11 protein-coding genes and 1 tRNA gene are annotated in these 15,627 nt (G+C 57.6%); 11 read left to right on the top strand and 1 reads right to left on the bottom strand.

Annotated elements, in window-relative coordinates; all coding sequences use genetic code 11:
- The 11 genes from rpmF (at position 1) to BQ5379_RS08280 (ending at position 13,770) form a co-directional block, all read left to right on the top strand.
- Positions 1 to 183, top strand: a complete 183-nt coding sequence (gene rpmF, locus BQ5379_RS08330) for a 50S ribosomal protein L32 (protein ID WP_071135005.1) — start codon at positions 1 to 3, stop codon at positions 181 to 183.
- A 201-nt stretch (positions 184 to 384) separates the two neighbouring features.
- Positions 385 to 1,338: a phosphate acyltransferase gene (locus BQ5379_RS08325; protein WP_083377667.1), complete on the top strand. Its 954-nt coding sequence runs from the start codon at positions 385 to 387 to the stop codon at positions 1,336 to 1,338.
- Positions 1,339 to 1,547: 209 nt separating this feature from the next.
- Positions 1,548 to 2,570 (top strand): beta-ketoacyl-ACP synthase III, encoded by a 1,023-nt coding sequence (locus BQ5379_RS08320; RefSeq protein WP_071135003.1) that lies wholly within the window; start codon positions 1,548 to 1,550, stop codon positions 2,568 to 2,570.
- 113 nt (positions 2,571 to 2,683) lie between these two features.
- A tRNA-Arg gene (locus BQ5379_RS08315) sits at positions 2,684 to 2,758 on the top strand.
- Between the two features lie 731 nt (positions 2,759 to 3,489).
- Entirely contained in the window at positions 3,490 to 4,431 is a 942-nt protein-coding gene (lipA, locus tag BQ5379_RS08310; RefSeq protein ID WP_071135002.1) for a lipoyl synthase, read from the top strand.
- Entirely contained in the window at positions 4,428 to 5,150 is a 723-nt protein-coding gene (gene lipB, locus BQ5379_RS08305) for a lipoyl(octanoyl) transferase LipB (RefSeq protein WP_071135001.1), read from the top strand. Before lipA ends, lipB begins: the two co-directional genes overlap by 4 nt.
- Before the next feature lie 557 nt (positions 5,151 to 5,707).
- The gene (gene recJ / locus BQ5379_RS08300; protein ID WP_071135000.1) at positions 5,708 to 7,468 is read left to right on the top strand and encodes a single-stranded-DNA-specific exonuclease RecJ; all 1,761 of its coding nucleotides are present in this window, start codon (positions 5,708 to 5,710) and stop codon (positions 7,466 to 7,468) included.
- A 317-nt stretch (positions 7,469 to 7,785) separates the two neighbouring features.
- Complete coding sequence (locus tag BQ5379_RS08295; protein WP_071134999.1) at positions 7,786 to 9,783, top strand: glycogen debranching enzyme N-terminal domain-containing protein; 1,998 nt, start codon at positions 7,786 to 7,788, stop codon at positions 9,781 to 9,783.
- 99 nt (positions 9,784 to 9,882) lie between these two features.
- On the top strand, positions 9,883 to 11,178 hold the full coding sequence (locus BQ5379_RS08290) for a glycosyltransferase family 4 protein (RefSeq protein WP_235846049.1): 1,296 nt from the start codon (positions 9,883 to 9,885) through the stop codon (positions 11,176 to 11,178).
- Between the two features lie 35 nt (positions 11,179 to 11,213).
- A complete protein-coding gene (locus tag BQ5379_RS08285; RefSeq protein ID WP_071134997.1) occupies positions 11,214 to 12,404 on the top strand; it encodes a polysaccharide deacetylase family protein in 1,191 nt (396 codons plus the stop codon).
- A 139-nt stretch (positions 12,405 to 12,543) separates the two neighbouring features.
- Positions 12,544 to 13,770, top strand: coding sequence for a glycoside hydrolase family 27 protein (locus BQ5379_RS08280; protein WP_071134996.1), 1,227 nt, complete (start codon positions 12,544 to 12,546; stop codon positions 13,768 to 13,770).
- A gap of 1,147 nt (positions 13,771 to 14,917) precedes the next feature.
- On the opposite strand, the gene BQ5379_RS08275 is transcribed toward BQ5379_RS08280, so the two are convergent.
- Positions 14,918 to 15,598: an ABC transporter ATP-binding protein gene (locus BQ5379_RS08275; RefSeq protein ID WP_071135599.1), complete on the bottom strand. Its 681-nt coding sequence runs from the start codon at positions 15,596 to 15,598 to the stop codon at positions 14,918 to 14,920.
- Positions 15,599 to 15,627 lie beyond the last annotated feature (29 nt).

Here is a 15,627-nt window from a genome sequence, read left to right as displayed (position 1 = left end):
ATGGCACATCCTAAGCACAAAATCTCCTCGACCCGTCGTGACAAGAGAAGAACCCACTACAAAGCCGTAGCCCCGACCCTGGCAACCTGCTCGAACTGCGGCGCCACCATCCTGTTCCACCGCGTATGCCCCGAATGCGGCTTCTACCGCGGTAAGAAAGCGATGGAAGTCAAAGGGCAATAGTTCCCCCACCGCAACCGGGAACCCCGGCGAAGAGAAGCCATACCTCCGCGTCACAGGCCAACGCCCCCGGCAGAGCCACACGACGCGCGAGAGGAACCACACGGTCGCAAAGAGGAGCCAGCCTAACCATACAGGCCGCGTATCTTGTTTTGCGACCGTCCTGCAATAAACAACCCCCTCACGAATCAAACGTCATCGATTATGAGAATAGGCCTTGATGCCATGGGTGGCGACTATGCCCCGCAAGTGACCGTGGAAGGCGCCCATACGGCCCTGTCCCAGCTTTCGGGCGATACCACCCTCGTGCTGTTCGGCGACCGCGCCGCTCTCCAGGCCGCAGACACCTACGGCGTGCTGAACGACCCGCGGATCGAAGTGGTGCCCACCACCGAAGTCATCGCCATGGGCGATCATCCCGTCAAAGCCTTCGCACAGAAAAGCGACTCCAGCATCGTAGTCGGATTCCGCCACCTGTGTCAGGGCGACATCGCCGGATTCGCCAGCGCCGGAAGCACCGGTGCCATGATGGTCGGCTGCATGCAAGCCGTCGGTCAGATCGAAGGCGTCATCCGTCCCGCCATCGCTACCGCATTCAAAACCGCCACCGGGAACGACGTGCTGCTGCTCGACGTTGGACTCAACGCCGACTGCAAACCCGAAGTGCTGGCCCAATACGGTATCATCGGCAGCATCTACGCTCGCGAAACACTCAAAATCGCCAACCCCCGCGTAGCCCTGCTCAACATCGGCGAAGAACCCGAAAAGGGCAACCTCCTCACCAAAGCCACCTATCCCCTCATGGCCGAAAAAGGAGCCGCCGGAGCCTATAACTTCGTTGGGAACATCGAAGGGAAACACCTGCTGACCTCCGACATCGCCGACGTCATCGTCTGCGACGGATTCTCCGGCAACACCCTGCTCAAAACCATCGAAGGCTTCCACCACATTCTCCAGAGCCAGGGAATCAACGCCCCCTTCGTCGAAGGACTCAACTACGAAAACGTCGGCGGAACCCCCGTCCTCGGGATCAACTCCACCGTCATCATCGGCCACGGCTGCTCAACAGCCAAAGCCATCGCCAATATGATACTACTCACGGAACGCGCTGCCAGCGCCGATATGGTATCGCAATTCAAAAAGGCATTCAACAGCTAATCCACAGCCGTTGGATACCTTTTTTATTATTTTAACCGTTCGTTAAAACAGACAGCGCCCGCCCCGATCCGCAAACCGACAGGGAAACGAATCGAGAATATGCGCTCCGCGACTTCTCTGTACCACTCTGCAAAGGCCCTCGCGGCCAGCAGCTCCGGCCGACAGAAAAGGACAGCGCGCAACCCGTAACGAACAACTAAACGAGAAGCATGAGCAAAACTGCGAACAAGATAACCGCCGCCATCACCGGAGTAGGCGCCTATCTGCCCAAATACATCCTCGACAACGAAGAGCTCAGCCGGATGGTCGACACCTCCGACGAATGGATCATGACCCGCATCGGGATCAAAACCCGCCACATCCTCAAAGGCGAAGGCAAAGGCACCTCCTACATGGGCGAACGAGCCGTCAAAGACCTCCTCGAAAAGACCCAGGTGGACCCGCAGGACATCGACCTGGTGATCTGCGCCACCGTCACCCCCGACATGGCCTTCCCGAGCACCGCCAACCTCATCGCCTACAAAGCCGGCCTGACCAAAGCCTTCGGGTTCGACCTCTCGGCCGCCTGCAGCGGTTTCCTCTTCGCCCTGACCACCGCAGCCAAATTCATCGAATCCGGAGCTTATAAGAAAATCATCGTCGTAGGAGCCGATAAGATGTCCTCGATCATCGACTACGAAGACCGTACCACCTGTCCCATTTTCGGCGACGGTGCCGGTGCCGTACTGGTCGAGCCCAACACCGAAGGACTCGGTCTGATCGACGCCAGCCTCCACTCCGACGGATCGGGCGCCGTACACCTCTACCTGAAAGCCGGCGGATCGTGCTACCCCGCATCGCACGAAACCGTCGACAACAAATGGCACTACGTCCACCAGGAAGGCCAGCCCGTCTTCAAGGCCGCCGTTTCGCACATGGCCGACACCGCAGTCGAAGTGATGGAACGCAACCACCTCACCGCCGAAGACATCCGCTACCTGGTACCCCACCAGGCCAACAAACGAATCATCGACGCAACGGCCAACCGCATGGGTCTGCCCGCCGACCGCTGCATGGTCAACATCCAGAAATACGGGAACACCACCGCTGCCACCATCCCCATCTGTCTTTGGGACTACGAAACCCGCCTCAAGAAGGGCGACAACCTGATTCTCGCCTCCTTCGGCGGCGGCTTCACCTGGGGAGCCATCTACCTCCGCTGGGCATACGACGGCGGCACGATGGGCAAATAATCCCGATCGGCACGGCCCGCTTCCCGACCGACGGAAACCACGCACCGACACCGAGTCGCCGGACACCTCCGGCATCGGGACAGAGACGCCGCTAACCGCCTGACATCGAACAGGGCCGCATAGTTCAAGGGATAGAACGGAAGTTTCCTAAACTTTAAATACAGGTTCGAGTCCTGTTGTGGCTACCATCCGGGCTTCTACAACTGATGTAGAAGCCCGGATTTTTTATCCCCAGCGCCGCCTCTAACACTGGGCATAAAAAAGGGGGCACAGGAAAAGGTAAACACAACAGCGAGGCACATGAAAAGCCACAGTACCTTCCCCGAAAGCAACGTATTGTTACGCAGGTAGAAGCTGCTCTAAGCCCATCGCTCACTGTACGCCTCCAGGCGCGTTACCCACCATAACATTTCTCTTTAAAGAGGGTCCAAAGACAAATCACCCCCTGTTCCAATAAAAATCTCCGACGTCGGGCAGAATCCCAACGATTCAATTCCACATCAATATTATCAAAAATAAGACACGACACCAGCAACACGTTCCCGGACACGTGGCTCAGTTCACAGTCCTACCCCACCGCATTCCACTCTACCCGTCACATCCAAATATCATTACAGCCACTTTTCCTTCCGCATAATCCACGTTCATCCATTCTTTTCCCGCAAAGTCCCACACCACACCCAAACGCTTCGCCTGACTCACCAGCCGACCGCCTGCTGAAAAAAGTTTCACCATTTCAAATAAGGGATAAAAAGCGGCCAAACCCGTTCCAACCCGCCACAGCCCCTCTTTGCTCGCTCAACGACCCGAAAATCGCGCGAAAACCGCTCACTCACAAACCGACAAAACCATTCAGACACTCGGAAATCTGCCGAAAATTTTGTTACTTTGTAGTTATCAGAAAAAAGAAAAACCGATAATGCCCTCGAACCATGAGAAAGTCGGCACGCACAAACCGGAATGGCTTAAAGTAAAACTTCATAACGATCCGCGTTATGCCGATGTCGCTGCAATCGTGCGGCGGCACGATCTACATACCATATGCTCAAGCGGCCGTTGCCCCAACATCTCGGAATGCTGGAGCCGTGGAACCGCGACATTTATGATCGGGGGCGACACCTGCACCCGCGCTTGCCGTTTCTGCGCCACCAAATCGTCGGCCCATCCGGCCCCGCTCGACCCGAACGAACCGATCAAAATCGCCCGCTCCGTACAACTCATGGGGCTGCGCCACGCAGTCATCACTTCGGTCGACCGCGACGACCTGCCCGACGGCGGAGCTGAACACTGGGCACAAACCGTCCGCGCCATCCGCGAACTGAACCCCGAAACCACCATCGAACTCCTGATCCCCGACTTCTCGGGCGATACCTCACTGCTCGATACCGTACTGGCCGCAGACGCCGATATCGTAGGCCACAACCTCGAAACCGTCCGCCGCCTCACCCCCACGGTCCGCGACCGCCGCGCATCGTACGACACCTCGCTCGGCGTACTCCGCCACATCGCCGCCTACGGTCAGGCGCACGGCGAACCCAACCTGGCCAAAAGCGCCATCATGGTCGGTCTCGGCGAGACCCGCGACGAAGTGCTCCAGACCCTCGACGACCTGGCCGCGGCCGGTGTCCGCCGCATGACCCTCGGCCAATACCTGCAACCTACGCCACACCACTATCCCGTGGCCGAATACATACACCCCGACCGCTTCGCCGAATACAAGACCGCAGCCGAAGAGCGCGGTATCATTCACACCGAAAGCGGCCCGCTGGTCCGCTCCTCATACATGGCCGACCGGCTCGTTCCCAAAGCGCGACGCCCGCTCGCCAGCCTCACCCCGGACAAAGAAAGGAGGCAGCCATGATCGAAGTGCTCGACTGCGGCGTGATCGACTATGCCACCGCGTGGCACGAGCAGCAAAAACATTTCGAAGCCCTGCTCGCCCGCAGCAACCAGCCCGACGCAGACCGTCCGCATGAACCGAACGGCATTCTGATGCTCTGCGAGCATCCCCACGTCTATACCCTCGGGAAAAGCGGCCATGCAAACAATTTATTGGTCAGCGAAACGTTCCTAAAAAGCATAGGCGCCAGCTACTACCACATCGACCGCGGCGGAGACATCACCTATCACGGCTACGGCCAATTGGTCGGCTACCCCATTCTGGACCTCTCGACCATCGGAGCCCACGGGCTCGGTCTGAAAGAGTACATCCACCGGCTCGAGATGAGTGTCATCGACACCATCGCCGAGTGGGGCATCAGCGGTCAATGCGTGGAACACGCCACCGGAGTATGGCTGCCCGCCACCGCCGGTGCCGCCAACCAGAGGCCGAAACCCGAACGGAAGATTTGCGCCATCGGCGTAAAAGCCTCACGTTACGTGACCATGCACGGTTTTGCACTGAACGTAACCACCGACCTCAAATATTTTAGCTATATCAATCCCTGCGGTTTCACCGACAAAGGGGTTACCTCCATCGCCGCGGAACTCGCCGACACCGATCAGCCCGTTCCCACGATGGACGAAGTGAAAAAGAAATATACCCAACACTTCATGCGTCTGTTCGGCAACCCCGAATAAGCGACATACAGCGGAAGGGGTGCAACACACTCCGACATAAGGCCGAAACAGCCAACCGCTCGGCGCGAGCACGCGCGGCCCGCCCGGCCTGAGGGCAGTCCGAAAACGGATCGCCCCGACACACAGAACGAAACCAAAGTCGATTCCAACACGGCAGCCGACAAACCACAAGGTTTACGGATACCACGCCACAAAACAGGAATCGACACACGATAAGGCCGACACAGCCAACTGCTCGGCGCGAGCACGCGCGGCCCGCCCGGCCTGAGGGCAGTCCAAAACGGATCGCCCCGACACACAGAACAAAGTCAAAGTCGATTCCAACACGGCAGCCGACAAACCGTGAGGTTTGCGGATGTCGTCTCCAAATTCCCCAGGCCTCAACAACGAAGCCACAGGAAATCGACTCCGCAGACTCCGCTGAGCCCCGGTCCTCCGGTTCCCCGGTCCATAAAAGACCACCGAAGGATCAGCCTCAGCACCCCGGCAGAAAACCGAACCCCTGTTTTCCGCCCCCACAGAACAATGAGAAAAAACGAACAAAAAAATATAACATCATGCACGCAGACAAGAAGTGGGTCGTCCGGCCCGCGGGCGAAGCGTCGAAAGTGGAGACACTCTCCACCACGCTCGGCATCGACCCGAAGCTGGCGAACCTCTTGGTTCAGCGCGGCATAGACACACCGGACCTGGCCCGTCAATTTTTCGACCCAAAGCTCGACGAATTGCACGATCCGTACCTGATGAAAGATATGATGTTCGCCGTCCAGCGGATCGAACAAGCCATATCGCACGGGGAACGCGTGATGGTTTACGGCGACTACGACGTCGACGGAATCACCGCCGTAGCATTGGTCTATAACTTTCTATCGAGATGGATGAACGACCTGCTGTTCTACATCCCGGACCGGTATGCCGAGGGATACGGCATATCGGAGAAAGGTATCGACTACGCAGCCGATAACGGAGCCAAACTGATTATCGCACTGGACTGCGGTATCAAAGCCTGTTCGAAGGTGGCCTACGCCAAGCGCAAAGGAATCGATTTCATCATTTGCGACCACCACCTGCCGGGAGAAACCATCCCGCAGGCTGTCGCCGTACTCGACCCCAAAAGGGAAGACTGCACCTACCCGTTCAAAGACCTCTCGGGATGCGGCGTAGGCTTCAAGCTGCTTCAGGCCTTCTGCCAGTTCAAAGAGCTTCCGTTCGACACCATCGAACCGCTGCTCGACCTGGTGGCCGTGAGCATCGCCTCCGACATCGTCCCCATCATCGGCGAAAACCGGATCCTGGCCCATTACGGTCTGATCCGCCTCAACCGACAACCCAACAAAGGTCTGGCCGCCATCATCAAGCTGTGCGGTCTGGAACGCCACACCATCGCCATCGACGACATCGTCTTCAAGATCGGCCCCCGCATCAACGCCGCCGGCCGCATGGAGATCGAGATCGACGAAGATGACCCCCGCGCCCAGTCAGGAGGCCGGACAGCCGTACGCCTGCTGACCGCCCTCAACGAACAACGGGCCATGTACTACGTCCAGCAGATCGACACCTTCAACAAAGACCGCAAGAGCATCGACCGGAACATCACCCTCGAAGCCCACCGCATCATCGAAGAGTCGCCCGAGATGCTCGACAAAAAATGCACGGTCATCTATAACCCCAACTGGATGAAAGGCGTGGTCGGCATCGTCGCCTCGCGGCTGATCGAGACCTACTACCGCCCCACGGTGGTGCTCACCATGAGCCACGGTCTGATCACCGGCTCGGCCCGCAGCGTCCCCGGCTTCGACCTCTACCAGGCCGTCGAATCATGCTCCGATCTGCTCGAAAACTTCGGAGGACACACCTATGCCGCCGGACTGACCATGAAGCCCGAACGCATCGACGAATTCCGAAGCCGTTTCGAAGCCTACGTCGAAGCCAATATCGAACCGGACATGCTCGTGCCCCAGATCGATATCGACGAACCGCTCCGCTTCTCGGACATCACCCCCGCCTTCCGCCGTACGCTGAATACCTTTCAGCCCTTCGGCCCCGGCAACCCCGCTCCCGTATTCGTGACCCAAAACGTCAGCGACAACGGTTCGGCCCGTCTGGTCGGCGCACGCGGCGAACACCTGAAGATGGAACTCATCCAGGGCCAACGACCGTTCACCCCCATGTCCGCCATCGCCTTCGGCCAAACCGACTGCTTCGACCACGTCAAACGGGGCGGTGCCATCGACGTCTGCTACAATGTCGTCGAAAATCACTATCAGGGACACATTACGCCACAACTGCGTATCAAAGACATTAAGCCCTGCCTCTAAAAAGCTAAAAAAGCCAGTCCACACAAAGAAAAAAAGGAGAACTTTTCACCAAAGTTCTCCTTTTTTCGTGAAGTTAACATAAAAAACACATCCGGAATTAAAAACAAAACACTATATTTACAGGGGAAAATTACATCAAATATTCCAACTAATAAAAAACGGAGACCGACTCCTCCCCTATCCGTTACCACGGCCGCGTTTTCCCCTATGCGCGGCTTTGACAAAAAACACAATAACCCCACACCCCGCCGAGCCACTCTCTTCCGGGGCCCGTAAACACCAAACGCACAAACAGCATCCAGACAGGACAAGGAACTATGGCAATATTACAATTCAACAAACAAGCATTAGGCAACCTCGAATACTCGCTCCAACGCGAGATGCTCAGCACCAACCGTGCCGGCGGCTACATGAACACTACCATCGTGTGCTGCAACACCCGGAAATACCACGGTCTGATGGTATGCCCGGTCGAAGCCCTCGGCGGCGAAGACTTCGTCCTGCTCTCCTCGCTCGACGAAACCGTCATCCAGCACGGTCAGGAGTTCAACCTGGCCATCCACCGCTACCCCGGGCTGTACGAACCCCGCGGCCACAAATACATCGTCGACTTCTCCTACACTCCCACCCCCACCATCATCTACCGCGTGGGTGGCGTGCTGCTGAAAAAAGAGATGCTGTGGGTCCACACCGCCGAACAACTGCTGATCCGCTACACCCTGCTCGAAGCCCGCTCCGCCACGAAACTGCGTCTCCGCCCCTTTCTGGCCTTCCGCTCACGCCACAGCCTGAGCCACGAAAACATGGAAGCCGACGGTAAATCGTACCCCATCAGCGGCGGCGTCAAATCGCGTCTCTATCCGCGCTTCCCGTGGCTCCACATGCAGATCAGCAAAACCGCCAAATTCGTCACCGCACCCGACTGGTACCACAACTTCGAATACCTCGAAGAAGAACGCCGCGGATACCCCTTCCGCGAAGATCTGCTCACCACCGGCTACTTCGAAATGGACATCGCCACCGGCGAAAGCATCATCTTCTCCGGCTCGACCAGCGAAATCCAGCCCGACCAGCTGACCCGCATCTTCGAAGACGAAATCGCACGTCGAACCGTCAAGACCGAATTCCTGCCCGCCCTCTACCACTCGGCCCGGCAATTCCTCATCATCAAGGAAAACCACACCTCGCTGACCGCCGGCTACCCGTGGTACAACGCCCGCAGCCGCGAGACCTTCATGTCGCTGGCCGGCATCACCCTCACCCAACCGAGCCTGATGGTCGACCAGTGCGTCGAAATCCTCGACTACCACGTCGAAAACCGACTCCACGACGGCATCTTCGGCACCCACTTCGCCGCCGACACCCAACTGTGGTTCTTCTATGCCCTGCAGCAACTCGAGAACTTCATCCAGGGCGGCAAGAGCGAAATCTGGGCCCGCTACGGCACCGCCATGAAGGAGATCCTCTATGCCTACCGCGACGGCGTGGGCAACGACAACGCCGAAAACGACTCCGACTGGTACGACGACGAACGTGAACGCTACATCCACATGGCCGGCAACGGCCTGATCTGGGCCGAGATGCCGGGGCGTCCGCTCACCTGGATGAACACCATGAACGACGGTCAGCCCGTCACCCGTCGTCCCGGCTTCGCCGTCGAAGTCAACGCCCTGTGGTACAACGCCGTCTGCTACACCCTCGAACTCGCCAGCCAGTGCGGCGACGACACCTTCGTCAAAGAGTGGATCGAAATGCCCGAACGCATCAAAGACAACTTCAAAGCCACCTTCTGGCTCGAACAAAACCCGCAACAACCCTACCTGGCCGACTACGTATACCACGACACCGAGAAAAACTGCGACATCCGACCCAACATGCTGCTCGCCTGCTCGCTGCCCTACTCGCCCCTGAACGAATACGAACAACAAAAGATCTATACCGTCGTCGAAGCCTACCTGCTGACCCCGCGCGGCCTGCGTACCCTCAGCCCCAACAGCCCCTGGTACCAAGGCATCTGCCGCGGCAACGAGCACTGCCGGAACAACGCCCGCCATCAGGGCACCGTCTTCCCGTGGCTGCTCGAACACTACGTCCGCACCGGCTTCAAACTCTACGGCAAAGGCTACCTCCACCAGGCCAAAGAGCTGCTCAACGGCTTCGAAGAGGACCTGCTCAACTACGGCATCGGCTCCGTGCCCGAAGCCTACGACGGCGACGCTCCCCACGATCCCTGCGGAGCCATCTCCTACGCCCCCAGCGTAGCGGCTCTGCTCCAGATACACCGCATGATCCGGGAAACCGAGAAAAACCGCTAACCCACCCGAAACCCAACCAACCCCCTAAACCGAAACCCGCCTTCGACCCAAGGCACCAACCACAAAACAATTCATGAAAACAAGAAAGGACCAATTCATATGAGAGTATTAATGTTCGGATGGGAATTTCCTCCTCACATCGCAGGGGGATTGGGAACCGCATGCTACGGGCTGACACGCAGCCTCGCCAAACTCGGCGTGAAAGTGATCTTCGTCGTACCGAAAGCCTATGGCGACGAAGACCAGCGCTACCTTCAAATCAAAAACGCCTCGGAAGTCGAAGCCCCCTACGGCACCCTGGAAACCGAAGAAGACCTCTGGAAACAACTCACCTTCATCCAGATCAACTCCAACATGGTGCCCTACCTGAGCCCCGAAGAGTACGAAAACGAGTGGAGCGAATTCCAACACGAAAAACGCCCCGGCATCCCCCAGGACATCTGGAAACAACGCTATAACTTCAGCGGCAAATACGGCGCCAACCTGATGGAAGAGGTGGCCCGCTACGCCATGGTCGCCGCCCAGGTGGCCAAAGAGCTCGAAGGACAGTTCGACGTGATCCACGCCCACGACTGGCTCACCTACTACGCCGGCATCGCCGCCAAACGCGTCAGCGGCAAACCCCTCGTGGTGCACATGCACGCCACCGAATTCGACCGCAGCGGCGAAAACATCAACACCATCGTCTACAACATCGAACGAACCGGGATGATGGCCGCCGACCGCGTCATGGCCGTGAGCAACCTGACCCGCAACATCGTCATCGAAAAATACGGTATCCCCGCCGACAAAGTGGTCACCGTCCACAACGGCGTCCGCTTCAAAACCCACGAAGGTCCCGAAGAGAAACGCGGCGTCGAAGACAAGATCGTCACCTTCCTGGGCCGTATCACCTACCAGAAAGGCCCCGACTACTTCGTCGAAGCAGCCGCCAAAGTGCTCAAACGACTGCCCAACGTCCGCTTCGTGATGGCCGGCAGCGGCGACATGCTCAACCACGTCGTGCGCCGTGTGGCCAAACTCGGCATCTCCGACCGGTTCCACTTCACCGGCTTCCTCAAAGGCGACGAAGTACGCCGCATGTTCGAACTCAGCGACGTGTATATCATGCCCTCCGTCTCCGAACCGTTCGGCATCTCGCCCCTCGAAGCCATGAAATCCAACGTTCCCGTCATCATCTCGAAACAATCCGGCGTAGCCGAAGTGCTCACCCACGCCATCAAGGTTGACTACTGGGACGTTGACGCCATGGCCGACGCCATCTACAGCCTCGTGTCCTACCCCGCACTGCACAACATGTTCATCACCAAAGGTCAGGAAGAAGTCACCACCCTCAAATGGGACAACGCCGCCCGCAACGTGCTGGACGTATATAACGCCGTGACCCACAAATAACCCTCCCCCAATCGAACACCCAACCTAAACAGCATATGAAAAACCTCAATCTATACTTCCAAGTTCACCAACCCTACCGGCTGAAGAAATACCGCTTCTTCAACATGGGCAAAGACCACTTCTACTTCGACGACTTCCTCAACCGCAGCATTCTGCAGAAAGTCGCCGCCGAGTGTTACCTGCCCATGAACCAGTTGTTGCTGAATCTGATCCGCCAGCACGGAGCCGAAAACATCCGCATCTCGTTCTCGATCTCCGGCATCGCCATCGAACAGTTCAAACTTTACGCCCCCGAAGTGCTCGACAGTTTCCGCGAACTGGTCCAGACCGGAGCCGTCGAGCTGCTCGCCGAAACCTATGCCCACTCCCTGGCGGCACTGACCAGCAAAGATGAATTCGAACGCCAGGTTAAACTCCATGCCGACACCATGGAAGAGAACTTCGGCGTCCGCCCCGTCACCTTCCGCAACACCGAGCTCATCTACAGCGACAGCATCGGCGAAATGGCCTACAACCTTGGCTACCACACCCTGCTCACCGAAGGCGCACGGCACATCCTCGGCTGGAAAAGCCCCAACTTCATCTACGCCAACGCCATCAAACAGGAACAGAAACTGCTGCTGCGCAACTTCCGCCTGAGCGACGACATCGCCTTCCGCTTCTCCGACCGCAGTTGGGACGGATGGCCCCTGACCGCCGACAAATACATCGAATGGCTCATGGACCAGGAAGGCGAGATCATCAACCTGTTCATGGACTACGAAACCTTCGGCGAACACCAGAAACGCGACACCGGAATCTTCGAATTCATGGATCAACTGCTCAGCCGCATTGTCAGCCATCCCGAACTCCAACTGCGCACCCCCAGCCAGATCGCAGCCAAATACGAGCCCGTGGCCGTTCTCCACGTTCCGCACCCCATCTCGTGGGCCGACGAAGAACGAGACATCACCGCATGGCTCGGCAACGAACTCCAGGACGAAGCATTCCGGAAACTCTACTCCCTCGAAGAGAAAATCCACAAACTCGACGATCCGGACATGACCCGTGTATGGTACGCCCTGCAAACCTCCGACCACTTCTACTATATGTGTACCAAGTGGTTCTCGGACGGCGATGTGCACAGCTACTTCAACCCCTACGACTCCCCCTACGACGCCTTCATGAACTACATGAACGTCTTTAGCGACTTCAAACGCGAAGTCGAGCACCGCGTAGGGCAATAATGCCGCTCCACCCCGGCTGCGACCGCAGCCGAAACCCCTAACAACACCAACCAATCAACCGAGAGGGTCTTTTCGGTCCTACCATCCGAGGAGACCCTCTCTATTATACCCCAGCCAAAACCATAAAACGTCAAGCACCATGAGACTGAAAACCTGCGTCGCAACACTGATCCTTCTGGTCTGTTGCGCAACCGCACGCGCCCAGCGCGAAGCCACCCCCGTCGACACCCTGGCCCTCACCCCTCCCATGGGATGGAACAGCTGGAACCAATTTGAATGGGAGGTCAGCGACTCACTGATCCGCGAGATCGCCGACGCCATGGTATCCACCGGCATGCGCGATGCCGGATACCGCTACATTATCATCGACGACTACTGGGTCGGCGGACGCGACACCCGTAACCGCATGTTTCCGGACCCCGTCCGCTTTCCCCACGGCATGAAAGCCCTTGCCGACTACGTCCACAGCAAAGGCCTCAAGCTCGGCATCTACTCCGACGCAGCCGAACTTACCTGTGCCGGTGTGACCGGCAGCCTCGGGTTCGAAGAGATCGACGCACAAACCTTTGCCGAGTGGGGCATCGACTACCTGAAATACGACTACTGCCATGCTCCCACCGACCGTACAACCGCCTTCACCCGATACAAAACAATGGGCGACGCACTGAAAAAATGCGGCCGGCCGATCGTATTCGCCATCTGCGAATGGGGAGGCCGCAGCCCCTGGCTGTGGGCCAAGGCCGCCGGCGGTCACCTGTGGCGCACGACCTACGACTCACGCGACGGCTGGCACTCCGGCGATCACAACCTGACCGGCATCATGGACATCTTCGACAGCCAGGAAGGACTCGAACGCTACGCCGCTCCCGGCGCCTGGAACGATCCCGATCTGCTGATGGTCGGCCTCTACGGCAAGGGGAAATCCTCGTCGCCCGACTCACGCTTTGCCGGCTGCACCGACGAAGAGTACAAGAGTCATTTTGCCTTATGGTGCATGCTCGCCGCACCGCTGATCGTGAACAACGACCTGCGCAACATGTCGGAGTTCACCCGTCAGCTGCTCACCAACCGCCACCTGATCGCCATCGACCAGGACTCGCTCGGTCGACAGGGGTACACCTTCATGCGCAGCGACTCACTGCAATACCTACGCAAGGAGCTAAGCAACGGCGTCGCCATCTGCGTTTTCAACCGTGCCGCCACGCCGCAACCGTTTACCTTCGACCCCGTGAAAGACGCTGACATTCTCTACCCGGCAGACGTGACAAACGCCTGGACCGGTACCGTAAGCCGAAAAGGGGCGTTGCGCGGGACACTGCCACCGCACGGCTGCGAAGTCTATATTTACAAACGCAAAGCGAAATAACCATGTGACACTTTTTGCACACTTCTTTTAGAGGAGTGCTGCAATCGGCGGGATACAAAAAGAGCGGTCGCAACTGAAAGATCAGATTGCGACCGCTCTTTTCGCATATCATTTGGCACAAACGCGCCCCTAAATAGAATGCCTCCCTTGGGAATTGCCAGCCCACAGATAGGCACGAGTAGGCATAATCCGTTTGGGCTGCACAATTTTCATCACAACACAATTACCATCAAAGAGTCGGGCCGACACAGCCCACTGCTCAGCGCGAGCACGCGCGGCCTGCCCGGCCCGAGGGCAGTTCCATACAGTTCTAAAAAAGCGTACGAAAACACGCTCCGACAGCGCAATTCCCATCACAACACACAACCATCAAAGAGTCGGGCCGACACAGCCCACTGCTCGGCGCGAGCACGCGCGGCCCGCCCGGCCTGAGGGCAGTCCCAGACTGTTCAAAAAAGCGCGCAAAAGCCCACTCCGCAGCACAATTGCCATCACAACACAACAGCCATCAAAGAGTCGGGCCGACACAGCCCACTGCTCAGCGCGAGCACGCGCGGCCCGCCCGGCCTGAGGGCAGTTCCAGACCGGTCAAAAAAAGCGATCAAAAGCCCGCGCCTGATTTAAATAAGATAAACCAACTATTGGCTTTGCAGCCAATAGTTGGTTTATCTTGCGCGGGCGATACCAAAATTCCTCTGGCGTATTTGGTTTTAACTATTTGCTGTTAAGCAAATAGTTAAAACCATCAGTCCATGGAGAAGAACCATTCTTCGACTGCGCTGCCGCGCGGGCCCCGCGTGCTCGCGGTGGAGCAGAGGGGGGATTACCGCCAACCACCGTTGCGTATAAAGTGAACGGCACTCCACGAACATAAGACCGCCACTGCACCCATGCATCCCTACCCCGCATACCGCGGTGGAGCAGAGAGGAGTATTACCACCAACTACCGCTGTGCATAAAGTGATCGTCGTTGCACTAACAAAGACAGTCACTCCCACCACGCGTCTCGCATACCACGGTGATGCAGGATAAGAAATGCCCCCAACGACCGTTGCGCGTTAAATACCGTTATGACTCTACTCAAGGCATCGCCATTCTGTCGGCCGCACAGATAAGCACAATCTCCTGCCCGCTCAGCGTCTTCTCCCTACAAATTGTTCTTCACGCTGTCGACGATCTGACCGTCGAGCAGGTTGATGATCCGGTGAGCATAGGTCGAGTCGCGCTGCGAGTGGGTCACCATGATGACCGTCGTTCCCTCGCGGTTAAGTTCCGAAAGCAACATCATCACCTCCTGACCGTTTTTGGTGTCGAGGTTACCGGTCGGTTCGTCGGCCAGGATCAGCTTGGGCTGAGCCACCACCGCACGTGCAATCGCCACACGCTGCTGCTGCCCACCCGACAACTGCTGCGGGAAGTGACCCGCCCGATGGCTGATGTTCATCCGCTGGAGGATTTCATTCACCATCTCCTTACGTTTTTTTGCCGGGATACGCATGTAGATCAGCGGCAGTTCGACATTTTCGAACACATTGAGTTCGTCGATCAGGTTGAAGCTCTGGAACACAAACCCGATGTTCCCCTTACGATACATCGTACGCTCCTTCTCGCGCAACGAACCGACCTCCTTTCCCAGCAGGTAGTATTTCCCCTCCGAAGGGTTGTCCAGTAGGCCGAGGATATTCAGCAGCGTCGATTTGCCGCAGCCCGAGGGTCCCATGATGGCCACAAATTCGCCCGACGCAACCTGCAGCGACACATGGTTCAGCGCGATGGTTTCAACCTCTTCGGTCCGGAAATATTTACTCAGGTTTTCGATGCTCAGCATCGGTTCGGTATTTTGCAGTGTGTTTTCCA

The sequence above is a fragment of the Millionella massiliensis genome, from assembly GCF_900104655.1.
Classification (GTDB): domain Bacteria; phylum Bacteroidota; class Bacteroidia; order Bacteroidales; family Rikenellaceae; genus Rikenella; species Rikenella massiliensis.
The sequence above is the reverse complement of the archived record's forward strand: the minus strand, read 5'-3'. Positions and strand labels throughout refer to the sequence as shown.